At 61.2% G+C, this 22,086-nt stretch carries 18 protein-coding genes, 1 tRNA gene and 1 pseudogene; 9 read left to right on the forward strand and 11 right to left on the reverse strand.

Features of this window, described 5'->3' with window-relative positions; genetic code table 11:
• Positions 1-148: 148 nt before the first annotated feature.
• Positions 149-225, forward strand: a tRNA-Met gene (locus HUI96_RS27760).
• A 257-nt stretch (positions 226-482) separates the two neighbouring features.
• Here HUI96_RS27760 and HUI96_RS27765 read toward each other — a convergent pair.
• Positions 483-693 (reverse strand): annotated as a pseudogene (locus HUI96_RS27765) (IS3 family transposase); the annotation flags it as partial.
• 182 nt (positions 694-875) lie between these two features.
• Between HUI96_RS27765 and HUI96_RS27770 the strand changes: the two are divergent.
• Complete coding sequence (locus tag HUI96_RS27770; RefSeq protein ID WP_425299317.1) at positions 876-1,217, forward strand: VanZ family protein; 342 nt, start codon at positions 876-878, stop codon at positions 1,215-1,217.
• 245 nt (positions 1,218-1,462) lie between these two features.
• Here the strand turns inward: HUI96_RS27770 and HUI96_RS27775 are convergent, their stop codons facing one another.
• The 3 genes from HUI96_RS27775 to HUI96_RS27785 all read right to left on the reverse strand — a co-directional run bounded on the left by HUI96_RS27775 (position 1,463) and on the right by HUI96_RS27785 (position 4,707).
• Complete coding sequence (locus HUI96_RS27775; RefSeq protein ID WP_188257951.1) at positions 1,463-2,047, reverse strand: DUF4337 domain-containing protein; 585 nt, start codon at positions 2,045-2,047, stop codon at positions 1,463-1,465.
• A 1,044-nt stretch (positions 2,048-3,091) separates the two neighbouring features.
• Positions 3,092-3,586 carry a DUF302 domain-containing protein gene (locus tag HUI96_RS27780; protein WP_188257952.1) on the reverse strand — a complete coding sequence of 165 codons (495 nt, stop codon included), beginning with the start codon at positions 3,584-3,586 and terminating at the stop codon, positions 3,092-3,094.
• Positions 3,587-3,765: 179 nt separating this feature from the next.
• A complete protein-coding gene (locus HUI96_RS27785; protein WP_188257953.1) occupies positions 3,766-4,707 on the reverse strand; it encodes a LysR family transcriptional regulator in 942 nt (313 codons plus the stop codon).
• A gap of 340 nt (positions 4,708-5,047) precedes the next feature.
• Between HUI96_RS27785 and HUI96_RS27790 the strand changes: the two genes are divergently transcribed.
• From HUI96_RS27790 to HUI96_RS27810, 5 genes are all read left to right on the forward strand, one after another.
• Positions 5,048-5,428, forward strand: a complete 381-nt coding sequence (locus HUI96_RS27790; protein WP_237684431.1) for a cupin domain-containing protein — start codon at positions 5,048-5,050, stop codon at positions 5,426-5,428.
• A gap of 74 nt (positions 5,429-5,502) precedes the next feature.
• Positions 5,503-6,765, forward strand: coding sequence for an MFS transporter (locus HUI96_RS27795; protein WP_188257955.1), 1,263 nt, complete (start codon positions 5,503-5,505; stop codon positions 6,763-6,765).
• Positions 6,766-6,837: 72 nt separating this feature from the next.
• A complete protein-coding gene (locus HUI96_RS27800; protein WP_188257956.1) occupies positions 6,838-7,662 on the forward strand; it encodes a 3-hydroxybutyrate dehydrogenase in 825 nt (274 codons plus the stop codon).
• Between the two features lie 148 nt (positions 7,663-7,810).
• The gene (locus HUI96_RS27805) at positions 7,811-8,935 is read left to right on the forward strand and encodes a patatin-like phospholipase family protein (RefSeq protein ID WP_237684434.1); all 1,125 of its coding nucleotides are present in this window, start codon (positions 7,811-7,813) and stop codon (positions 8,933-8,935) included.
• 127 nt (positions 8,936-9,062) lie between these two features.
• The gene (locus HUI96_RS27810) at positions 9,063-9,830 is read left to right on the forward strand and encodes a 3-hydroxybutyrate dehydrogenase (RefSeq protein ID WP_337918671.1); all 768 of its coding nucleotides are present in this window, start codon (positions 9,063-9,065) and stop codon (positions 9,828-9,830) included.
• A 624-nt stretch (positions 9,831-10,454) separates the two neighbouring features.
• Here HUI96_RS27810 and HUI96_RS27815 read toward each other — a convergent pair.
• Positions 10,455-12,110 (reverse strand): ABC transporter substrate-binding protein, encoded by a 1,656-nt coding sequence (locus tag HUI96_RS27815; RefSeq protein WP_188257959.1) that lies wholly within the window; start codon positions 12,108-12,110, stop codon positions 10,455-10,457.
• A gap of 232 nt (positions 12,111-12,342) precedes the next feature.
• Between HUI96_RS27815 and HUI96_RS27820 the strand changes: the two genes are divergently transcribed.
• On the forward strand, positions 12,343-13,257 hold the full coding sequence (locus HUI96_RS27820; protein ID WP_188257960.1) for a nucleoside hydrolase: 915 nt from the start codon (positions 12,343-12,345) through the stop codon (positions 13,255-13,257).
• 592 nt (positions 13,258-13,849) lie between these two features.
• On the opposite strand, the gene HUI96_RS27825 is transcribed toward HUI96_RS27820, so the two are convergent.
• From HUI96_RS27825 to HUI96_RS27840, 4 genes are all read right to left on the reverse strand, one after another.
• Positions 13,850-14,083: a hypothetical protein gene (locus tag HUI96_RS27825; RefSeq protein WP_188257961.1), complete on the reverse strand. Its 234-nt coding sequence runs from the start codon at positions 14,081-14,083 to the stop codon at positions 13,850-13,852.
• A 1,474-nt stretch (positions 14,084-15,557) separates the two neighbouring features.
• A complete protein-coding gene (locus HUI96_RS27830) occupies positions 15,558-16,667 on the reverse strand; it encodes an acyltransferase family protein (protein ID WP_188257962.1) in 1,110 nt (369 codons plus the stop codon).
• A gap of 939 nt (positions 16,668-17,606) precedes the next feature.
• Complete coding sequence (locus HUI96_RS27835; RefSeq protein ID WP_188257963.1) at positions 17,607-17,999, reverse strand: aminoglycoside phosphotransferase family protein; 393 nt, start codon at positions 17,997-17,999, stop codon at positions 17,607-17,609.
• Positions 18,000-18,187: 188 nt separating this feature from the next.
• Positions 18,188-18,769: a hypothetical protein gene (locus tag HUI96_RS27840; protein WP_188257964.1), complete on the reverse strand. Its 582-nt coding sequence runs from the start codon at positions 18,767-18,769 to the stop codon at positions 18,188-18,190.
• Positions 18,770-18,806: 37 nt separating this feature from the next.
• Here HUI96_RS27840 and HUI96_RS27845 point away from each other — a divergent pair, with 37 nt between their 5' ends.
• A complete protein-coding gene (locus HUI96_RS27845) occupies positions 18,807-19,376 on the forward strand; it encodes a hypothetical protein (protein WP_188257965.1) in 570 nt (189 codons plus the stop codon).
• A 312-nt stretch (positions 19,377-19,688) separates the two neighbouring features.
• Here the strand turns inward: HUI96_RS27845 and HUI96_RS27850 are convergent, their stop codons facing one another.
• Positions 19,689-21,023 (reverse strand): aminotransferase class III-fold pyridoxal phosphate-dependent enzyme, encoded by a 1,335-nt coding sequence (locus HUI96_RS27850; RefSeq protein ID WP_188257966.1) that lies wholly within the window; start codon positions 21,021-21,023, stop codon positions 19,689-19,691.
• On the reverse strand, positions 21,020-22,060 hold the full coding sequence (locus HUI96_RS27855; RefSeq protein WP_188257967.1) for a membrane dipeptidase: 1,041 nt from the start codon (positions 22,058-22,060) through the stop codon (positions 21,020-21,022). The genes HUI96_RS27850 and HUI96_RS27855 overlap by 4 nt, the downstream gene beginning before the upstream one ends.
• Positions 22,061-22,086 lie beyond the last annotated feature (26 nt).

Below are 22,086 nucleotides of genomic sequence, written 5' to 3' on the forward strand. Positions count from 1 at the left end.
CTGATGGTACTTCGTCTCAAGACGCGGGAGAGTAAGTCGCTGCCAGGTCTGCTAAACGCATGGAATCTTCTCTTTACAGGATCGACTTCCGAAAGGCGGTCGACGATGGCAGAATCGATCTCTTGTGTAGGCGGTTGCCTACGAATGGCGCGGGGTGGAGCAGCCCGGTAGCTCGTCAGGCTCATAACCTGAAGGTCGCAAGTTCAAATCTTGCCCCCGCAACCAGTTCAAAGCCCGGCCGCGCGCCGGGCTTTTTGCTTTTGGTCCTACGGCGTCATGGTCAGGGTAGAGCAGCCTGCCCGGAGGTAGCTCGTCGTTCGCGGGCTCACCATAACCTGAAGGTCGGAAGTTTAAATCTTGCCTCGGCAATCAAGGTTGCTGCACGCGAGAGCCGCTGCTCGATCTCTGGCCTGCTACCGGTCTTTCGGACCCATCCTTGAGCTGACATGGCTTGTTCCTCGAACTCGACGGACCCAGATTGCCATCGGCGAGTGCCTCGACCGAATATTGTAGAAGCGCTCGATGTAGTCGAACACGCCCGGCCCGGCGTCATTCCTCGTCCCGTAGACCTTGCGCGCCGTGCGTTCGGTTGTCAGGGACGAGAAGAATCTCCATGGCGGCATTGTCCCAGACTTTGCCTTACCGGCTCATCGAGCAGCTGCCGAGGTTGATCATCAGGCGTTGGAACTGCTCTTGAAGCTCCGGCCGATTGCCATCACTAGCACCTCGTCCTGCCGGAATCGGGTGCTCGGGCTGCGGTTTGAGCCAGGCATGGAAGCCCGACCGGGAAATATACATCCAGGTGGTATAGCCATGCTCGCGCAACCTTTTGTCGTGTGGAGCTTTGCCATCGCCTGGGGTAAAGGCGGCACATGATAAAATCGTTCGCGCGACCTATTGCATGGCTGCTGCTCGCCGCCATTCTGTATGTGACAATCTCGCCGATACAGGCGCGGCCGGTGACACATCAGCCCGTAAGCGTGGAGCGACTTGTTGCCTTTGGGCTTCTCGGCTTGGCTTTTGTGATCGGATACCCGCGACGCTGGCTTTTGGCTGCCTGCTTCGTCATTGGGTTGGCATTCGTGTTTGAGGCTGCTCAGCTTCTTGCTGCAACCAGGCATGCGCGCTTCGATGACGCCCTAGTGAAGGCGATCGGAGCGGCTATCGGGGTTACAATCGGGGTTACGATCAACCGGCTGTCGCTTCTTCGGCATTGAGCGGCCTCGAACATCATCGACCGGGGATCAACGGCTTGCGGCTAGTTCAAGGGCGCATGCCGTCCGCCTTTAGACGGCGCGAGGGCGCAGCCTGGTCAAGTCATGCTCGCATTGTTCAGATCCGGCGGACTGCTCGTGTCCCACGCCAGCTTGGCCGGCCCCGTGGAACCCTCCGGATCCCACCCCCGCCCTATCGCCTCGTGGGCCCTAACGTCGTCCGTCCGCCATTCCTTTGAGCGACCAAGCTAACCTGCGACAACTGCCCACAGAAAGACTCCGGCTCCAACAAGACCAAGCGCTGCCGAACCCAGCCACGCAAGTCGCTTCCGCGTCAATGCAGCCACAGCGCCTAGGGCAATAGCGACCTGCAAAAGTGCTACGGTGTAGGCGAAGAAATGGTGGCGATGGATCAGGTCGTCGGCCTCCGTGTTCTTCGCGTCGCGCTGCTGTTCGAACGCCTGGGCGTTCTTTTGCGAATCCTGCTGCTCGTCCTTGTAGCGCGAGAGGTCCTTTTCGACGTCTGGAGAAGCCGGCTTCTCCATACTGGCAAGAACTTCCCTCTGGGAGCCGAGAACGACGGCCTTAATGCCTTTTGCCTGGTAGTACGCCCACTGGTCAGATGCTTGCGCCTGTAGCTGCGCAGCCTCGGTTTTGAGCGCGAGTGCCTCATTCACCGCGCTGCCGGCCAGCAATGAGGCCACTGCCGCCAAGGCGGCAAAGAGCGCAGTCGTCAATGCAATCGTGCGGAGGAGCGTGCTGCCCTGTTTCTCCACCTCCTCTTGGACTGCGTCGTGGAGTTGATCGGTATCGATTTCGATCTCTTCGGGCATGACCGTCTCGCGCCTGGGACCGCCTCACAGAAGATGGTGTTCTGTTCCAGGCAATCCAGAGGCCCAGCGGCGTCCGACTTATGACGCTGGCGAGCCGCCGGCGTGCTCTATTGAAAAAGGAGGCCCGGTTGACCCCGACCAACGTCTTTGCGGACGTTTCGCTGCGGGCTCAATTCAAATCCATGCCGCTTGAGTCTAGCCGCGGAAAACGTGGCCGGGCTCCACCTTCTGGCTGATCGCTCGAGTCATAGGAATGAGTTCCTTTGCGGCCTTCTCCCAACTCGGGGCCGAGCCACGCACCGGCTCGGCGGAGGAGTTTGGGGAGGCGGAGTGGGAATCACTGCGCTATGAGGACTGCCGGATGCGGCCACCTCGTCCATTTGCGGACGATGCTGAGAGTGCGAATCCTGCCCCATTCCAGGGATTCGTGCGTGGCCATTCGCCCACGCGCGTAGTCGTATATTCGACTGATGCTTGATGAGTTTTTGGGAAATGCTGCCAAGGCATTGAAAATCAGTGGTACGCCCAACGGGAGGCGGCGATGCCGGGCTGAAGGAACTGAAAAATAATGGCTTTTTGCTCGTCTCTGTAGCAGAATCGTAGCAAGATCCGGTAGCACGCGCAATCAACCTAGCCTGGAACGTGTGCCTGCCTTGCAGCTCTCATTTGGTAGCCGTTTCCATGCTTGGCAGACCGAGCAGAACCCCGTGCCCAGCGTAACCACCAACTGGTTGGATCAACGAGAGCCCTGGGCCGTGGTTTGTTAGTCTGAAGAGGTTGCGTTCCGCATTGGCCCTAACGAGGCACCCCGCTCGACTTCGGAACGACTGCTTTGCGCCGAACTCGGCCGTAGAGGCAAATTTTGCGTGCGCCCGGAAGCGGACGTTCCGGCGAGCGTGTAACCGAAGTCACCTTTGCACCGATATCGGCGATAGTGACAGGCTGTTTCTGCTTCCTGGAAGCAGACATGGGCGCAAGCGATCAACGCCGTCTTCGCTCCTCACGCCCACGCTTGCGTTCGGGGCAGTGCAGGGCTGAGTTTGCCTATCTGACGATACTTGAAGTGATCGATCCAATGACCTCCGATGCCTTCTGAAAAGCAGCATCGCGATCCTTTATGCCGTGACGGCGGGCAATGTAGTTGAAATCATTGTAAGCCGCCCAGACAGTACCGTCCTCGTCTTGCAACACGAGCAGGCGCACCGGCCAGTCGATTCCCGAAATCGGATTGGAGGTCATAAACTGGGAGCCGAGAGGCGGGTTGCCGAACACCAGTAGGGTTGAAGGTCGCAACTTGATCCCGGCATCGCCCGCCAGCTTGGACTGGTCGACGGAGAAGAAGAACATGATGCCTTTCGAGGCCACGTCCTGCTTTATCCGGTCAATCGTCTCGCTGAATGTGTAGGCGCTTTTCACCTTGACGATTCCGTTGTCCAAGTTTTGCCGACCGGGCTCTTCCGCTCTGGTGATGGCGGGCGAAAAAATGGGGGCAAAGAGGATGAGAACGGCGGCGCACAGGCCTGCAATTCGGGTAGCCATGGAGCACTCCTCCGAGCTGCCACTCGTGCACCACGCACGAGCCACTAGAGCAGCATGAAGAAGGTCCCCTGCATGGTGAAATGCCGAGTCGCTCCCGATTTGATACCCGCCAGCTATCGTCCGAAACTTGCGCGGGTGGCATTGGGTCGACTGTGCTGGTCAGCCCTAAGCTCGCGGATTCAGGATTCTCGCTCGACAGCCACCGTCTCCTTTCCGGACCGTGCGGCAATTGCCGGCTGGCCGAGCCAGCGTGCGCTCATCGCCTCCTTCACCAACACCCCGACCGCGGGCGAGTGCGGACGGCCGCGCACGGTCACGAGGTTGACCTCGCGCCAGAACTCGGGGTCGACCATGGGCCGGCATACCACCTGGGGATGCTTGGCACAGCTCTGTGTCATGAAGCCAAAGCCCAGCCCGGCGGCAATCATGGCCAGGATCCAATCGTCCCGTTCGCTCCGGTACACCGTCTCGCATCCCTCGAAGCCATGCTCACGCCATAGCGCGCCGGCATAGCAGTAGAACTCGCAGTTGATCCGGTTGAGGTAGCGATCGCCGGTTAGGTCGCTAGGCCGGATCGTGTTGCGCTGCGCCAAGGGGTGGTCGCGCGATACCACGATCATGAATTGCTCCTGGAACAGGGGCATGTAGTGCAGGCGGTCATCCGGATTCTGGCCTGGAATGCAGTAGATCGCCATCTCGAGCTCCCCCTTCAGAAGCCGCTGCTCCAACTGGGCCGCACTGGCATCAATGACTTCCAGCTCAATGCCCGGGTGCCGAAGCTGCAGGCCGCTGACAAGGCCAATCAGTTCATCCGGCTGGATGGTGCACATAACGCCAAGCTTCAGGCTCGTCTTCTTGAGCTTGGTGAAGTCGAGTGCCTGTCGCTTGGCCTCCTGAGACTGGGCAAGTACCTCTTCCAGGTGTGGCCTGACCATGCGCCCAAGCTCCGACAGATGGGTGTTGGAGCGTTCCCGATGGAATAGAAGGCCGCCAAGTTCCTCCTCGAGCAGCTTGATGGCTCTGGTCAGCGAAGGCTGCGCGACATTGCATCGCTCCGCAGCCCGCGTGAAATTCAGCTCCTCGGTCACAGCGAGGAAGTACCTGACCTGGTGCATCTCCATCGGAGCATCCCTCCGATTTTGCTGACTGGCCCTTACAACGCCATCGGCCCTGCCGCATGCCGGGCTATCAGACTACCGCCGACGGGCCTGCTGCGTCGATAGCCGCGGGCTATGGAATCGAAGCTCACTCGGCATTTCCAATGAGCCCGGGCCTGAACGACCATGACGCAACCGCGTCTCGGGCGCCCGCATCCGGGAGCAGCGGAATAGAGGAGACATCGACATGCTGAACCGAATTCAAGGGACGTTGATGGTCGGGCAAGTACTTTCCGCGGCCGCTCTCCTTTGGGGGACAATCCTGGTTGCCTCAGCAAACGCAGGGGAGTGTCCTGCAGACAAGATGAGTGCCGGCGCGCGCACCCAGGGAGAAACGCAGCCCAACGGCGTCACGGATACGGTATTGGCTACGATCGATCTCTCGAAGGAGAAGGTGAACCTCGCCGATCGCCAGTTGCGGACCCGGAAGCTGGAAATCCAGCCTGGTGGCGTCGTTCCCTGGCATAGCCACGAGGACCGCCCGGCCCTGATCTACATCATCTCGGGGACGATCGAGGAATATGCGAGCAACTGCTCGGTCCCGATCGTGCATAAAGCCGGCGAGGTCTCCGTTGAGAAGAGCGGTGTCCAGCACTGGTGGAAGAACACGGGCACGACTCCCGTCGTGCTGCTCTCCTCCGACGTGTTCCACGACATGCCCAAGGCCAACCCTCACGCGATGTGACGAGTGCCTGCTTCGGCTGGTGCTCGATCCGTCAAGCCAAGCAGCAGCCGACTCTCCTGAGACAGGAGACAAAGATGACAGTATCCAGCCAAGACCAAACACTATCGATGCAGCGCCATCATGGCGGCGCGCTCGAGCGGACGATCCTGATCGGCCTGATCGCCTTCCTGACCGTGGTCGATCTGTTCGGCACCCAGGCCATACTGCCGGCTCTGGCCAGGAGCTACGGCGTGACGCCGGCGGCGATGGGATTCGCCGTTAATGCGACCACGATGGGAATGGCGGTCGCCTGCCTGGCTGTCGCCTACTTCAGCCATCGGATCGACCGCAGGCGCGGCATACTCATAAGCCTCACGCTGCTGACGATCCCGACCGCCCTTCTTGCCGTTGCGCCCAACCTCGCGACCTTCACGGTGCTGCGGATCGCCCAGGGGCTATGCATGGCCTCCGCCTTCACGCTCACGCTCGCCTATCTCGGCGAGCATTGCAGCGCCACGGACGCAGGTGGTGCCTTCGCGGCCTATATCACCGGCAATGTCGCCAGCAATCTGTTCGGCCGGCTTCTGGCGGCGGGGCTGGCCGACCATCTCGGTTTGCCGGCAACGTTCCTGTCCCTGGCGGGGCTGAACCTTCTCGGCGCGGTGATCGTCTATCTCTGGCTCACGCAATCGGCGATGATGCCGGCTGGGGACGAACCCAGCCGATCGCCATACTCGATCTGGGTCGAGCACCTGCGCAACCTGCTCCTGCGATCCAGCTTCGCCATCGGTTTCTGCATCCTGTTCGCCTTCATCGGCACCTTCACCTACGTGAACTTCGTTCTGGTCCGCGAGCCGATCGCGATCGGTCAGATGTCCCTCGGGTTGGTCTACCTCGTCTTCGCACCTTCCATCGTCACGACCCTGCTGGCCGGCCGTGCGGTTCAATGGTTCGGGACCCGAACCACCCTGTGGGGATCGCTGGCGGTTGCAGCACTCGGCCTGCCCCTGCTGGTCGTATCGAGCCTCCCCGCGGTCCTGTTCGGGCTGATGCTCGTGGGCATCGGTACCTTCTTCGCCCAGGCGACCACGACGGGGTTCGTCAGCAGTGTGGCCACGACGGATCGCGGCTCGGCGAGCGGGCTCTACCTTGCTTCCTACTTTTCGGGCGGCTTGGTTGGCAGTACGATCCTGGGTCAGCTCTTCGATCGCCTTGGCTGGACGGCATGCGTTGCCGGGGTCGGAGTATCGCTCCTGATCGCCGCACTCCTCGCCATTCGGCTGCGACCCGAATCCGAGAGGCCCTTGTCCGAGACAGGGCGCGACGCGCCGGCCTCGTCTCCGGCCGCTGTGCACTAGCCGTCTCCGGGGCTCGATAGCGACCCTCCGTAGAAGCCGAATGAGTCACCACAAGCCTGCAGGAGGATCATCATGAACCTCGCCCACACCCAGCCAGGGACCGTTCCCGCGGGAGTTCTGGACGGTCAGGTCGCAATCGTCACCGGCTCCACCAGCGGCATTGGCCTTGGCATCGCCCGCTCATTCGCAACTGCCGGAGCTTCGGTCGTCCTCAACGGCTTCGGCGAGGCCGACGCCATCAACGCCACCATCGAGGGACTGCAGGGCGAGACCGGTGCCAAGGCAGTCTATTCGGCTGCCGACATGACCAGGCCGGACGAGATCGCCGGGATGGTGGATCTGGCCCTGGAGACCTTCGGCCGCCTCGACATTCTCGTCAACAACGCCGGGATCCAGCACGTCAGCCCTATCGACCAGTTCCCGGTCGAGAAATGGGACGCGATTCTCGCCATCAACCTGTCCTCTGCGTTCCACACGATCCGTCTGGCCCTTCCGGCCATGCGACGTCAGGGGAGGGGCCGCATCATCAACATCGCTTCCGCGCACGCGCTCGTCGCCTCCCCGTTCAAGGCAGCCTATGTGGCTGCAAAGCACGGGATTGTCGGTCTGACCAAGGTGGTCGCTCTCGAGACGGCGGAGGAGAACATCACCTGCAACGCGATCTGCCCGGGCTATGTGTGGACTCCGCTGGTCGAGGCCCAGATCGAAGGCCAGGCCAAGTCCCATGGCATCCCGCGCGAGCAGGTAATCAGGGACGTGCTCCTGGCGCAGCAGCCCAACAAGCGGTTCGCCACCGTCGAAGAGATCGGAGCCTTCGCCACCTTCCTGGCCAGCAACGCCGCGGCCTCCATTACTGGCGCCGCGCTTCCGGTTGACGGCGGTTGGACGGCCCACTGAGGAGGACGCCATGCTGAAACACGTCAGATCCGATGCCCTCGGTTCGAAAGGCGGCTCCGACGAAGCGCTCATCACCGAACTCGAACGGACCGGAACCCCACCTGAAGCGATCACGGAACAACGGCTACCGGACGTCGTACCGGCCCCGATGCGACGAATCCCGAAGGAGCTCGGCCAGATCGTCCTGGTGCTGCAGGGCGGCGGGGCGCTCGGCGCGTATCAGGTCGGTGCCTATCAGGCTCTGCATGAGGCCGGTGTAGAGCCGGACTGGGTGATCGGCACGTCGATTGGGGCGATCAACGCCAGCCTCATCGCCGGCAATGCCCCGGAGCATCGCATGAAGCGGCTTCAGGAGTTCTGGAGCCGTATGCAATCCGGCTCTTGGGTGAAGCTTTTGGAGAACTGGCCGGTAGTGGGATCAGTTGCGACAAACGCGACGACGATCACTCACGGCATACCGGCCTTCTTCAGGCCCAACCCACCGGCCTTCCTGGGCTTTCACATTCCCCTCGGACCGGAATCCGCAAGCTACTACGACACCTCGCCTCTGGCCGAGACCCTGTCCGACCTGGTGGATTTCGACTGCATCAATGGCACCGGGACCCGCCTCACGGTCGGCGCCGCGAACGTGCGCACCTGCGAGATGCGGTACTTCGACAGCCGCGACATGGATCTCGATGTCCGGCACGTAATGGCATCCGGCGCGCTTCCGCCTGCCTTTCCGGCAGTCCGCATCGATGGCGATCTCTACTGGGACGGTGGCATCCTCTCGAATACACCCGTGGAGGCCGTCTTCGATGACAACCCACGGAAGAACTCGGTCATCTTCGCGGTCCATATATGGAGCCCGCAAGGGGGCGAGCCGGACACGATCTGGCAGGTCATGAGCCGACAAAAGGACCTCCAATATTCCAGCCGAGCGATCAGCCACATCGCCCGGCAGAAACAGATCCACCGGCTGCGCCATGTGATCGCCGAGCTCGTGCAGCGGTTGCCGGAAACAGAGCAGATGACCGGGGTTGTGCGGGAGCTCGCAGGCTACGGCTGCCTGACCCGCATGCACGTGGTCCGGCTGTTGGCTCCGCCTTTCGAGGGGGATGACCACACCAAGGACATCGACTTCAGCCCGCGAGGCATTCGCCGTCGCTGGGAGGCCGGGTATGTCGATACCAGCCGGGTTCTGGATCTGGCGCCCTGGGCAGGGGACTTTGATCCGATGGAGGGCTTCATCCTGCACGAGGCCCGGCCTGGCATGATGATGACGGCAGGGTAGGACGGCGATCGCGGAGACCGGCGACCTCGATGGATGAATAGACCTAATAGAACTGGGGCAGGAGACCTATCATGCAAAACACCTTCCCCCCCCCGTGGCCGAGACCGCGCGGATACTCGATGGCAAGGTGGCGCTTGTCACAGGTTCCACCAGCGGAATCGGCCTTGGCGTCGCCCGCTGGTTCGCCGCCGCGGGGGCCTCGGTCGTACTCAACGGCTTCGGCGAGCCCGAGGAGATCGACGCGATCGTTGAAGGCTTGCGAAGCGAAACCGGCACGACGGCAGTTTATTCGGCCGCAGACATGACCAGGCCGGACGAGATCTCGGGCCTAGTCAACCTTGCCCTCGAGAGCTTTGGTCGCCTGGATGTGCTCGTGAACAACGCCGGAATCTTCCATGTCGGCCCCGTCGATCAGGTTCCGGTCGAGAAGTGGAATCTGATCCTCGCAGTCGACCTGTCCTCCGCCTTCCATGCCATCCGCAATGCCCTTCCAGCGATGCGCCGGCAAGGTGGTGGCCGCATCATCAACATCGCCTCGGCACTTGCGCTGGTGGGCGCACCGCTCACATCGGCCTATGCGGCGGCCAAGCACGGTATCATCGGCCTGACCAAGGTGGTTGCCCTCGAGACGGCAGAGGAAAACATCACCTGCAATGCGATCTGCCCCGGAAACGTCTGGACCCCCCTCGCGGAGGCGCGCATCACCGAGCAGGTGAAGACACATGGACTGCCCCGCGAGCAGGTCATCCGCAATCTGTTGCTCGCCGAGCAGCCAAACAAGCGGTTCGCGCTAATCGAGGAGATCGCGGCCTTCGCCACCTTCCTGGCGAGTGATGCCGCCGCTTCGATCACGGGTGCTGCTCTCCCGATCGACGGCGGCTGGACCGCCCATTGAGACAAGCCCGAGGTTCCATTACGCCCGGACATTGTTATGGGCGGGAGCGGGGCGGACTTGGCGCTCCCGACAGCCAGGGCCCGCTTGCCGAACGAACCCGCGATCGTCGACGATTGAACCAGGCCATGGACCGCTCGCTTCCACCCCGGCTTTGTCGCTTCCCGCGGGGTTGGCAGATCAAGATTCGAGAGGGCCAGCTGCGAAGCAGAGGAAATTGCAAGTTCCCTGGCGTCTATGAGATCCTTGTGCATGGATTGCGGGACGACGCGCGAAAAGTTGCAGGAATGTGCCTGACTGGCGTGCATTCGTTGCATGGCTCGCCCGCTCGACGGTCAATCTTCACCGAATTGCAAGGCAGTGTGACGTCCGCCTCGTCCACGGCGCCGACGACTGCTCCAGCGGGCGCCCGGCCAGCCAGCGCTCTTGCAAGGCCACCGTCAGGGGAGAGGCTCATCACTGGCACTATGCGCGCCGCAAGGCGTCGTCGATGTAGCGGACAGGCGCTGACGATCATCTTCGCCGAGGCAACTACGGGAAGACCAGCAATGGACGCCCAAGCCTTCGAGGGTGGAAGGGAAGACAGCCGGGGTGAAAATACCCCGGCCGTGGACGCGACCGGCGCGACTAGGCTTCCTTGTCGAGCCAGACCTGCGCGAATTCGTGTTCGTAGGTTGGATGCATCCTATGGTTCTTCACGTAAGGGGCCGAGTGGTTGAACACAGAGCGCCAGTAGGGCTGGATGATGAGGCCGGAGTCCTGCAGGATCTGCTCGAGATCTTTCATCACGACGCGACGCTTGTCCGGATCCGCGATCGCCATCGCCTCGGCGAGCTTCTTGTCGAATTCGGGATTGGAGTAGGCGGACTCGTTCCACGCCTCACCGGTCCGGTAGGCCAGAGCCAGAACCTGGACCCCGAGCGGACGCATGTTCCAGGCCGTCATGGAGAAAGGATACTTCGTCCAGTCGTTCCAGAACGTCGAGCCCGGCAGCACCGTGCGCTTGACCTTGAAGCCGGCTTCACGGATCTGCGCGGCGATCGCGTCGCCGCTGTTCTTGTGCCAGTCCTCGTCGGTGGTGATGAGGTCGTGCTCGTAGTCCTGATGTGCCGACCCGGCCATCAGCTTCTTGGTGCCTTCGATATCGCGCGTCGGCTTCGGCAGTTCTGCGTATTCGGGATGGATCGGCGCGACGTGATGGTTCTCGCCGACCGCGCCCAGGTTCGCGATCCCGAGTTGCATCACGACCGCATTGTCCACGCACATCTGCAGTGCCTTGCGCACGGCCTGCTCGTCGTAAGGCTTGTTCAGCACGTTAAAGCGGGCGAGCAGTGTTGCCGAGGTGTTGGCCTCCGACTTCACCATTCCGAGATCATCCAAGATGGTGACAAAGTCCGAGGAGGTCTCGTAATTGGTATCGATCTCGCCCGCCTCGAACGCATTCACGGCCGCTGATGGGTCGGAGCCATAATCGATGAACTCGATGCCATCGAGCAGAGCCTCGCCGCCCCACCAATTGCCGTTTTCACGGCGCTTGAGGACGACCTTGGTGCCCACATCATAGGATACGAGCTCGAACGGACCGGTCCCGACAGGATGGGCGACGAGATCGTTGCCGTTCTTCTCGAAGTCGCGATGGACGACCAGCGCCGGATAATCAGTGAAGCCGGGGATGACGGTGATGTCCGAGGCCTCCAGCTTGAGCGCGATCGTGTAGTCGTCGACCTTGGTAATGGCGCCCTCGCGCACCTTCTTGGTCGCCGGATCGATTAGGCTGCTCAGACGTGCCGCCATCGAGTTGCCTTCGGCGGTGCCGTCGCACCAGCGCAGAAGGTTGAACATCACGTCGTCCGCGTTGAACTCGTCGCCATTGTTCCAGGTAACGCCCTTACGCACGTGCAGCGTGTATTCGGTGGCGGAATCGTTCACCTCCCATTTTTCGAGCAGGCGCGGCTCGAAAGTGTACTCGGCGGTGTACTTCACCAGGGGCTCAAGGAACTGACGGCAGGCGACACTCATTTCCGGCCAGTCCCAGGTCCGGGGATCCTTCATGTCCTTGACAAACATGGCGCAGCGGACCGTGCCGCCCTTCTTCGGCTCCTGTGCCTCCGCCTTGCCGGGGGCGGCGAGGCCAATCATGCCATAGGCCATGGCTGTCGAGGCGCCGTACACGCTCGCCAAGGCCAGGAACTCACGACGGTCCATCTTTCCGGACCTGACCGCCTCGGCCATCTCATCGATGTGGCCGGGAACCCGGTTGCCGCTGCTGACGTAATTACTCATGAATCTCTCTTCCCTTTCATGGCCGAGTACTGGACCGGGCACGGTGCCGAAGAGGCATCCTGTGTTTGGCGGCTGACGGAGGCGGTGGAAACGACCTCCTTGCGTTAAAAACCGACGCGCGGGTTGACGTTGGGGCGACGCTCGCTGGTTCCTGTTACAGAACGACGTGCGGCATTGACAGGCGAGGACGCCGCCCTCCACTGCTGCAGGAACGTTGCTCGAGAGGAACCTCATGACCGGCATCATCTTGGATTGCGACCCTGGCGTCGACGATGCCATCGCCCTTGCGCTCGCCGTCGCCTCTCCGGAGATAAGGCTGCGCGCCGTGACGGCGGTGGCAGGCAACCGGCCGGTCGAGACCACCTCTCGCAACGCCCGCCGGCTGCTCGATCTGCTCGGCGCAGGCGACATCCCCGTCTATGCCGGGGCCGCGCGTTCGCTGGCCTACTCCGAGCCGCGCTGCAGCACGAGCCACGGCGAGGACGGCCTCGGCGGAATCGATATCGGGTCGGGGAATTCCATCGGCTCCGACCATGCGACGGACATCATCGCCGCGGCCCTTGCCGGTCCGCAAGGCGCGGAACTGACGCTGGTTGCCGTAGGCCCGTTGACGAATCTCGCGCTGGTCGAGATCAAATACCCGGGGCTGCTGGCACGCGCCGCCGCAATTTTGGTGATGGGAGGGGCGGCGTTTACGGCCGGCAACATCACGCCGGCCGCGGAGTTCAACTTCTGGTCCGATCCCCTCGCTGCTCATGTTGTGCTCTCATCCGGTGCCGATCTCCGGATTTTTGGTCTCGACGTTACAAGCCGGGTTGCGATGACCCCTGATTTTCTGGGCCGCCTCGCTAGAGGCGGCGGCAACTCTGCCCGCAAGTTGCACGACATGCTGAAGGTGTACGGGCGCTCCGATCCGCTGCTTCATGACACCTGTCCCGTCGCATTCCTGGTTGAACCGGGCATGTTCACGTCGGAGCGGGGCTACATGCAGATCGATTGGTCTCCCGGACTGGGTGAGGGCCGAAGCCATTTCTGGCCTGAGATGATGGAGACCCGACCAAAGCCCTCCAATGTCTCCGTAGTCACGCATGTCGACAACGGAGCGCTCCTAACTCTGCTCGAGGAACGCCTGGTCCGCCTGCCCTGATGTGTTGTCTCCTTCCTTTAATCGATCTGCGATCGACAACTTGCCGAACGATCGTGAGCAGCGGGCAGTGAGGCGGCTGGAGGCACAGCGGGCCGTTGTGGTCAGGTTTCGCTCCCTCAACTGACCTTGCCACCCGCGGCACATTCAAATCGCGAATGACGGCAGTTGGACCCTCAAGCGACTTTCCTGGTCAATCGGCTTGGTGCGCGGGGCGTTGCGTACCACGGCGTCCTCCGGAAGCTTCTTGCGGCGGATGGCGATCCAGCCCGGTTCCGTTACCGCCTCGCTGCCCGTCGCTCTATCAGGCGGTCTGATTAAAACCGCGCACCTTGGGCAAATAACAAGACGAGCCGGTCAGCCAAGCGCTTTGTCGAAAACGCCGGAGCGAACTTGGGCAAGTCTGTCCGCTTTCCGAGTGCTTCAGCCGAAACCAGACAGTCCGCAAACGGCCGTTGGGACGCGGCCGTTGAAGGTAAGAGCGTCGAGTGAGTCTAGTCGAAGGTGATCAGGCCAAGTTTGCGCCCCGTTGGCCCGCGAACATCGTGCCGTGCAGCGAGCAGCACCTGACGGCCGACCAACGTTATCAAAGGCCTCACGTGGACGAGAATTTTACCGTAACACCGCGCTGTCGAAAATAAGCCTGCATCAGCTTTCTGCCCGACCGGTTGCCCTGTGCGAGCCTAGCCGGGTCGAACACGGCTTCTTTCAGACCCGCCCGCGTCAGCGCTGCCCTGAGGATCGCAATATGCGCGTCAAGGTCTGCATTGTCCGCCTGGAGCGACGAATAGATGCTGTCTGTCGCATCTGCCACAGTCGGTTCACTCACGCTTATACTCCTATGTTGTTCGTCTGGCGGGTAGCACAGTTTCGGCTTGACCAACACCGGGTGATGCTGGTGCCTACTATCGTAGGTTGGCGAGATGAATTGGGCCGACCTGCGTCGGCTCTCGAAGCTGCGCCGCCAGAAGCCGACAGTCAGTTCACGGCCCGAGCCTGCCGTTCCGCAATGCGCCCCAATCCTGCCGGGCAGGAACACGCCGCTATGTGGGCAAAAGTGGCTCCGTGGAAATGATGACCCATCAGACAGCCGAATAGGCTCGGACATTACAGCCCTGAAGCGGGGGCTGCTTAACCCCCCCCGGTAGCATCCTGTACGGGTCTGCAAGCCAGCACGCCCTCGTGAGCTTCGCGGCAGTCCTTTATCCCAAAATGGCTCCTGTCAGTGCCGAGTCGGCCTTCGAAGCCGCGCCTTCATGCCGAAGCCCGATGGAGCGAGCACGATGATGTTGATGTCACAATAGCCGTCGTCTCCGAACCGGATGCTGTAGAGTTCACCCGTGATGGGGATCCCCTTGCAAGCCAGAGGGCGGGTCAGACGTTTCTCAGCGCCTCCAACTCCGGAAGCCCAGATATTGCAGTTCCGGAGATTGACAAGATGGCCGCTCCTAACAGGGCGCCTATCAAGTTGCCGTTTAGTGTCCGCCGCCGCGCCCTATCTCAGATGCGCGCTGCTGCCATCGTCCTCCCATCGTCGAAGTCCTAGGGTTAAGGCGAGTAGCCGTTGCGAGATTTCCGATCAGGATCAAGCCATGCCCTTGTTGAGAGCACTCGGCCAAGCATTCAGGCTTGCTCCGTCCGGCTACTCAAGGCTAATGATCGATGCGGGCGCGAAGGTCATGACCTTCTTCAGGCCGCTGGTCATACCCGCGCCGTGGTCTGGTTGTCTCGACTGCGCTTTGTCGAGGTGTCATCGATAGTTGGAGTGGAAATATCCACGGTCGTTTGTCGGCTCGCACTAGAGCGTTGGCCTGGCGAGCAGTCTCCAAGGTGCCGTTGACAAGCCGCATCGCGGACAGGCTGATGCCAGTCGCGGGCGGATAGTCGATGATCTACTGAGCGTAAGTGTCGCGAATGGCGGTTAGAAGCTGCCCCTGAGCGGCTTAGGCGTTCGACGGGGCGCTATATGATCGGCTAATGGCGCTGGTCGGGGATGTCGAGATTGAGCTCGACACAACACTGTCTGCCGATGGCGAATGACGAGATGAGACGCACTACTCAAGGCCCCTCGTCATTAATCGGTGGTCGATTTACGCGCATCCTCTCTTCCTCGATCAGATCTTCGAGTTGATCGAGGAAGTTGAGGCTCTCAAGGCGCAGGATCCGTTGACTTGCCGGAGAAGAACTGCACCAAGCGGCTGGCTGCGCGATCGCCAGTTGCCTGACGCCGGGCGCTTCGTATGAGGGGAGCGGTCGAAAGCCCTTCCAGCGCGACACCGACGTTCGATCGGCGGATCGAGCGATCAGTTTGCCGGTCGCTTAGGCGATGTGTCCTCGACAGCAACGGGAGCCTGTCTCTGCGACTGATAGAACGCCCCTTCGACGTAGCGCGTGGCGAATACGGACATGGGCATCGCAAGAGCGAACGTGCCGAAGCCCAGCAACGCGATATAGACGCCCTGGGGTAGGTCCAGTCCATTGAGCCCGTACATCAGGCCATAGAGCGGGATCATGTGAAGCAGGTAAAGGGAATAGGATATCTTACCGAAGAAGAGCATTGGCTTGAGCTTCAGCGCCTTGGAGAGGATGTCCTGCCTCCCCGCCCGATCCCGTACATAAAGGGCGGAACCGAAGATGAATATCCAGATTCCGATGGCGATGCTGACGGTGCCGACCGCCAGCGCGGCTGCGGCGATCGTCCATTTGTTCAGATAGGTCTGATCCCTCCACGACCGGCCCCAGGCATAATAACTGACGATCCCCGTCAGGAAGTAGATCGCGAAATAGCTGAGGGCCGCGGTGTTGGGCCATCTCATGCCGACGTACCAGGCAGCCGCGATCCCGGCGATGAACAGAACCTTCAAGGAGAACCGGGCGTCGTGAAGCACCCAGAACAGGATCGGCGCGATGATGTAGAACTGAAACTCCGTCGAGATGTTCCATGCCTGACCGAGAAAGGTATACGCGCCGAAGGGAAGCCACCCTCGAGGGATGATGCCGTGAAGCAGCGTCAGATGGCTCAGCACATGCTCTGGCCACTGCGCGAAACTTGCTTCGTAGACGACCACGCGCCCGGCATTTTTCGGGCCGCTAAAGTCTGCCGACTGCAGTGCCTCATAAGCGACGCCCGACATGGCCACGGACAGGACGAATGCAAACAGATAGACGGGATAAATCCTCAGGAACCGTCTGGAGAGAAAGGGCAGATAGGGTTCGCGCCTGCGCGACATCATCATGAAGATGACGAAGCCGCTCATGATGCAGAAGATTTGAACACGGATAAGCTCCCCAAACAGGGGTTCCAGCACGCCGAGATTGCTTGCTTCTATTCCGGCCGCCGGGAGGAGATGGACAAAAACCACCCATACCGCCAGAAGGCCGCGAAGGCCTTCAAGTTCGTCGATTCGAGCCAATCTGGGGAATCCTCTTTCGAGTTCAAGACGGCCCGCCGCACCCCAAATACCGAAGCCTAGATACCGCGATTCACAAAAACAAGCCGCGAGCGAGAGTGAATTCGGCGATGCGATCACTTTCAGCGGCAGGCGTCATGAGAATTGATGCGTCTGAATGCGGTCGCAGGACGGGCGACGACGAAGCTTCGGCGATGGTCCTGCTATCCGACAGACTCGCCGTCACGCCGGAAAAGCGCGCCCTAACTGGCCACCACGCCGCGCCTTCCGGTAGCGCTGGCGATCATCCGCTCTACCGCTAGTCCTGCAATCCACGCGCTATACATAACATTTATCGTTCTCGCGGTGACTGCCGCCGTATTCTATCGGACCGAGTACGTCCGAACTCAGGAGGTATCACGGCAGGCAGATCAGCTTATCAGCGACAGGCAAATGAAATATACCGCTCGTGGCTTCGCACATGCAGCGCTGGCGTTTCTCGAAAAAGAACCGGGATCTGTACCCAGATGCATATGCGCGAGCAGTTACCATGTGCGCAAAGTACAAATGCGAAGAGCCTGACAGCAACGTCGAGATGGTCGGCTATTCGTACGCACTCATGGGCTTGGTACAGGGCTTGGGTACGCTCTCTCCTAGCCAAGTTACGATTCTCACGGGCGCGACGTGATCGTCCTGCGTCGACATCGTGAGGATAATGACTGAGTTGTCGATGAAGGCGATGGCCTTGAGCTTGCTGCGCACAATGGGCCGCCTGCCGAGGGGCAGCTATCGAACGAACTCGTCCGGTACCGACAGTCAGCAAACGGACCCTTGCACGCCGAAAGATGGACTCGCTCAGAACAGCAGCTTTCGGAGACGTGGGGATTGCCTGAGACCGTCTGGAATGGGGTCGTAAGCTGACTAGGCAAACTTTGCCTGATTGTCGGAACTCAGAACGGCAGCTTACCGCGGAACGTTCCCATAACCGGACGGTCCGGAGAGCGGCGTCAGTTCCGGCAACGGCTTCGAGCGCCGCGCGTGGAGTTGGGCGGCCACTGCGCAGAGGATGACGCATGCCTCGTCGTCCTGCCCCGACCGGGCCATGTCACTCAGGGATGCCGATCCCGTTGCGCGCTCCATCAGCAAGGCATCGCCGAACCGGGCGAGCACCCGAGCGGCCCCATCCCCGCCCCACCATTCCATGAGCACGCCGCCGAGCCGTTCGTCAGCCTCATGGGACAGCTTGAGCATCGCTGGCATACCATCCTTCAGCACCGGTAGGAGGTGGGCGGCGGGCGTGACGATAGGCGCACCATCAGGAGCCAGATTCCAACGGGTCAGGTAGGAGTCAAACATCAGCCTGCATAGCACGGTGTATGGCTGCTTGGGGTCCAGCGGTCGCACGACCAATGGCAGCTATCTCGCCATGATCCCCAAAAGCAGCTGTCCTGAATCGGCCCAAACGCGACGTCGCACCCGCCACTTTAGGATGCTTGCTTCGGCCGGCCGGCGAGATGCGCTTGGCCAATCGAAGAAGAATGTGCTCACTGCTCAGTGCTTACGCGGCTACTTGTGACGTGGTCATAGTGGCGGCCTACATGGTGCAAGTCGATCGCTGCGGCGGCGACCTTGTCGCCTTCATCGATCAGATGTTGGCGGTGAGCGAATGCGAGCTGGCGCCCACGATTATAGGGCGCGAGACCCTGATTGCGCTGCTCGTTGCCGTTCGGGGTGTCTCCCGAAAGCTCGCCAGCATGATGCTGGCGTGGATCATGGGTGCGGCTGGCGACGATCGGCCCCACTGGCGTGCGGTTGCCGCATCGATGGTTGCGGTCGACAGCCTCGTGCACAATCACCTGCATCGCACAGGTATCCTGTCCGCCTATCGGGCACAGCACCCCTACGGCAATCGCTGTTTCGGGCTGATCGGCTGCGAGATGGTGATCCGTGACCTGGCCGAGCGCGTCAGCGATCTCAACAGGTTCACCGTTTCGCGCCGCCGGCTCGAGCGTGCCATCTGGCGCTTTTGCGCCACCATTGAACTTGCCAGATGCAACGGGCGGCGCATCAAGGATGATGGCCCGTGCCAGTTGACTAACTGCCCACTGTGGGACGGCTGTGGACATGTACCGCTGCGACCGCCTCGATCCCAGGAGGCGTCCGATGACACACCAGATCCAGCCGTTTAAGCAAGGCCAACTCGATGGGCTCTGCGGCATCTACGCCATCATCAATGCGATCCGCATCGCCTTAGGCGCCGAAGAGAAGCGCTTCCGCCGCTCCGACTGGGAGGAACTGTTCTATGTGCTGCTGTGCGCCGTCGATGAGGAGATCGGCGCGGTCAAAGCCGTCAGCTATGGCCTGTCGGCAAAGTCGTTCCGTAAGGCTGCGAAAGTTGCTGTCGAGCACATGCGCGATGAACATGAGGCGGCGATTTCGATAACCCGGTTGATCCCGCGGCATGCGAAGCCGACCGCACCACAGGTGATCCAGGCGATCGACGCTACAAGCGCTGGCCAAGCCGTCATCGCCGGCCTTTCCGGCAAGCTTGATCATTGGACGATCTGCCGGCGCGTCAGCGCCAAGTCGCTGATCCTCTTTGACAGCAACTCCTATCTCCGAATTGCTCGCCCGAACTGTCGGATGTGCTATGAACCGAAACATGACCACGGGCGGCAAGACATCATGCATTGTTCCGGACTGTGGCTAGCTACGGCGGTGCCAGGCTCTTAAAATTTTGTCTTGCGAGCAGCCCGTCCGCCCAGCTGAAATTGTGAGCGTAGCGTGCGCTTCTGCGGCCGCTGGTAGAGGACAGGGGACTGGGATCCAACCTTCTCCAGCCCCCGAACTGTATAGCTTGCCAAATAGGGGAGCACTGCTCATTGATGCGAACACGCAATCGGCCGCATATGCGAGCAGGGCGAGGGCACCTCATCGAGACGTCGCCCTCGCACGCCACAACCGAACCTGCGTGAGAGGCAAGGTGCCTGGCGCCATCACTCCGGTGCGTCTTCTGAACCCTAGGTGTTCAGTCTGGATTTGATATCAGTCGATATTCTCTAACGCTTGCTCGATGGTCGCCACAATTAGTCCTATCTGCTCCGTCGATATGACGAGAGGCGGGGACAGTACAATCAAATCCCCCGAGGCACGGACGAGCACGCCCTGATCTAGGCAAAACTGCGCGCACGCGGCGCCGCGTGCACCGGGTGCCCCCGGTCGGGGATCAAGTTCCACCACGCCGAGCAGACCGATCGTCCGGATATCCGCGACGTGTGGTCGACCTTTCACACTAAGCAGCCGGGTTTCCCACAACGGCGCAGTGCGTGCCGCCTGCTCGGCCAAGCCGCTATTCTCGAAAATATCTAGTACGGCCATTCCAGCCGCGCATGCGAGGGGATGCGCCGAATAGGTATAGCCGTGAAACAACTCTATTGTTTCTGGGGGACCGCTCATGAAAGCGTCGTAGACATGATTGCCGACGATGACGCCGCCCATGGGCACCGCGCCATTCGTCATTCCCTTGGCGCACGTCAGAATGTCCGGTGTGACGCCAAAGGCCTGGGCTGCGAATGGCGCCCCCAGGCGACCGAAGCCCGTGACGACCTCGTCGAAAATCAGCAAAATGCCATGACGATCGCAGATGGCGCGCAAGCCTTCAAGATAGCCTCGCGGCGGCGGATAGACACCCCCCGAACCGACCACGGGCTCGACGATGACGGCCGCGACCGTGGCCGGATCCTGAACCTGCAGCAGTGTCTCGAGCTCGTCGGCGAGAGAGCCGCCGTCTGCCGGCTGTCCCTGCGAGAAGGCCATCGTTTCGGGCTTGTATGGCAAGGAAAGATGGGCCGTGTCGGCAAGCAGCGGACCGAATCCCCGCTTATAGCGGCCGATACCGGAGACCGACAAACCGCCGAAGCCCATCCCATGATAGCCCTTGGCCCTGCCGATGAGCTTGGTTCGCGCGCCATCGCCGCGCGCATGATGATAGCCTCGCGCGATCTTGAGCGCCGTGTCGACGGCTTCAGAGCCGGAATTCACGAAGAACACGTAATCGAGTCCAGCCGGCGCGAAGGCCCGCAGGCGTCGAGCATAGGCCAGCGCGTCCGGATGAGTCATTTTGAAGGATGACACGAAGTCGAGTCGACCGGCCGCTGTGCGGATGGCTTCGACAATATGCGGGTGGCCGTGGCCGGCGTTCACGCACCAGAGTCCGGCGGCGCTGTCGAGAACACGACGGCCATCCGCACCTATGTAGTGCATACCCTCGGCCCCCGTGAATATCAGGGGATCGTGCTGGAACACTCGCATGGGCGTAAAGGGCAGCCAGAACGCATCGGTATCGTTGCGCAGGCCCTCATTGCGTGGCCGAGTGATCATGGCTGTCTCGCAAATTGCTGGATGATCTGATCGTCGCCGTGTGCCTTTGCCGGCGCCGGTCGCCACACTTCATCGAGAAAGCGCAGCCAGTTTTCGCCCAGGACTCCCCGGATTCTCCGCTCGGGCCAGCCCCGACGTTCCATGGCGCGCGTCAGTGAGGGGTAGCCGGCCAGCGTCTCCAGGCCTTTGACGACCGCGGCCTTCCCCTTGGCAGGAACCATCTGGCGGCCGGTTCCCTTGTCCTTCCGAATCCATTCGAAGAAGGCTTCGTCTTGCCCTTCGGTGGAATCGGTGCCGACGCCGACATTCTCCTCCCCGCATACGTTGAGGACGTACTCGAACGTGTCGATGCAATCCTCGATTGTAGAGGCTGCCCCGCTTCGCATGAAAGGTGCATAAGTCGCCATGCCGACGAAGCCGCCGCGGTCAACGATCTCGCGCAGTTGTGCGTCCGTCTTGTTGCGCGGATGGGCATAGAGGCCGGCCGGGCAGACATGGGTGTAGGCGCACGGCTTGGTCGAAGCGGCGATTGCCTCGCTCGCGGTCCTGCTTGCGACGTGGGAAAGGTCGATCGCTATTCCCAGCCGATTCGCTTCGGCAATGAAATGCCGTCCGAAACTCGACAGGCCGGAATCTCGGTCTTCCCAACATCCGGTGCCCACATAGTTCTGTGTGTTGTAGGTCAACTGGATGAAGCCGACGCCGAGATCCTTGAACAGCGGCAGAAGGCGGATATCGTCGTCGATGCCGCAGGAGTTCTGCCAGCCCAGTACGATCCCGACTTTTCCAAGCGTCTTTGCCCGACGGATATCGGCCACCGTATGTGCCGGCATGATGAGATCGCTGTGTTCGTCAAACCATCTTCGCCAAAGGGCGATGTTGGTCATGGTGTCCCGGAAACCTTCCCAGATACAAATGGTGCAGTTTGCCCCGGTCAGGCCGCCTTCCTTCATGTGTTCGAAGGTCCGCCGGCTCCATTGAGCGACGACGAGCCCGTCAAAGACGACTGCAGACTCGTGTAGGGTCGTTTCAGACATGCAAGCTCCGTGCCGTGTACTGTGCG

Origin of the sequence: Pseudaminobacter soli (ex Zhang et al. 2022), from assembly GCF_014595955.1 — a bacterium.
Classification (GTDB): domain Bacteria; phylum Pseudomonadota; class Alphaproteobacteria; order Rhizobiales; family Rhizobiaceae; genus Kumtagia; species Kumtagia pseudosoli.

Excerpts from the sequence above, each read along its gene's own strand:
- HUI96_RS27790 (WP_237684431.1), top strand. The coding sequence starts at position 5,048 with ATGAGTGCCGGCGCGCGCACCCAGGGAGAAACGCAGCCCAACGGCGTC.
- HUI96_RS27805 (WP_237684434.1), top strand. The coding sequence starts at position 7,811 with ATGCGACGAATCCCGAAGGAGCTCGGCCAGATCGTCCTGGTGCTGCAG.
- HUI96_RS27840 (WP_188257964.1), bottom strand. The coding sequence starts at position 18,769 with ATGTCCACAGCCGTCCCACAGTGGGCAGTTAGTCAACTGGCACGGGCC.
- HUI96_RS27785 (WP_188257953.1), bottom strand. The coding sequence starts at position 4,707 with ATGGAGATGCACCAGGTCAGGTACTTCCTCGCTGTGACCGAGGAGCTG.
- HUI96_RS27835 (WP_188257963.1), bottom strand. The coding sequence starts at position 17,999 with ATGTTTGACTCCTACCTGACCCGTTGGAATCTGGCTCCTGATGGTGCG.
- HUI96_RS27845 (WP_188257965.1), top strand. The coding sequence starts at position 18,807 with ATGACACACCAGATCCAGCCGTTTAAGCAAGGCCAACTCGATGGGCTC.
- HUI96_RS27855 (WP_188257967.1), bottom strand. The coding sequence starts at position 22,060 with ATGTCTGAAACGACCCTACACGAGTCTGCAGTCGTCTTTGACGGGCTC.
- HUI96_RS27800 (WP_188257956.1), top strand. The coding sequence starts at position 6,838 with ATGAACCTCGCCCACACCCAGCCAGGGACCGTTCCCGCGGGAGTTCTG.
- HUI96_RS27820 (WP_188257960.1), top strand. The coding sequence starts at position 12,343 with ATGACCGGCATCATCTTGGATTGCGACCCTGGCGTCGACGATGCCATC.
- HUI96_RS27775 (WP_188257951.1), bottom strand. The coding sequence starts at position 2,047 with ATGCCCGAAGAGATCGAAATCGATACCGATCAACTCCACGACGCAGTC.
- HUI96_RS27780 (WP_188257952.1), bottom strand. The coding sequence starts at position 3,586 with ATGGCTACCCGAATTGCAGGCCTGTGCGCCGCCGTTCTCATCCTCTTT.
- HUI96_RS27850 (WP_188257966.1), bottom strand. The coding sequence starts at position 21,023 with ATGATCACTCGGCCACGCAATGAGGGCCTGCGCAACGATACCGATGCG.
- HUI96_RS27815 (WP_188257959.1), bottom strand. The coding sequence starts at position 12,110 with ATGAGTAATTACGTCAGCAGCGGCAACCGGGTTCCCGGCCACATCGAT.
- HUI96_RS27795 (WP_188257955.1), top strand. The coding sequence starts at position 5,503 with ATGACAGTATCCAGCCAAGACCAAACACTATCGATGCAGCGCCATCAT.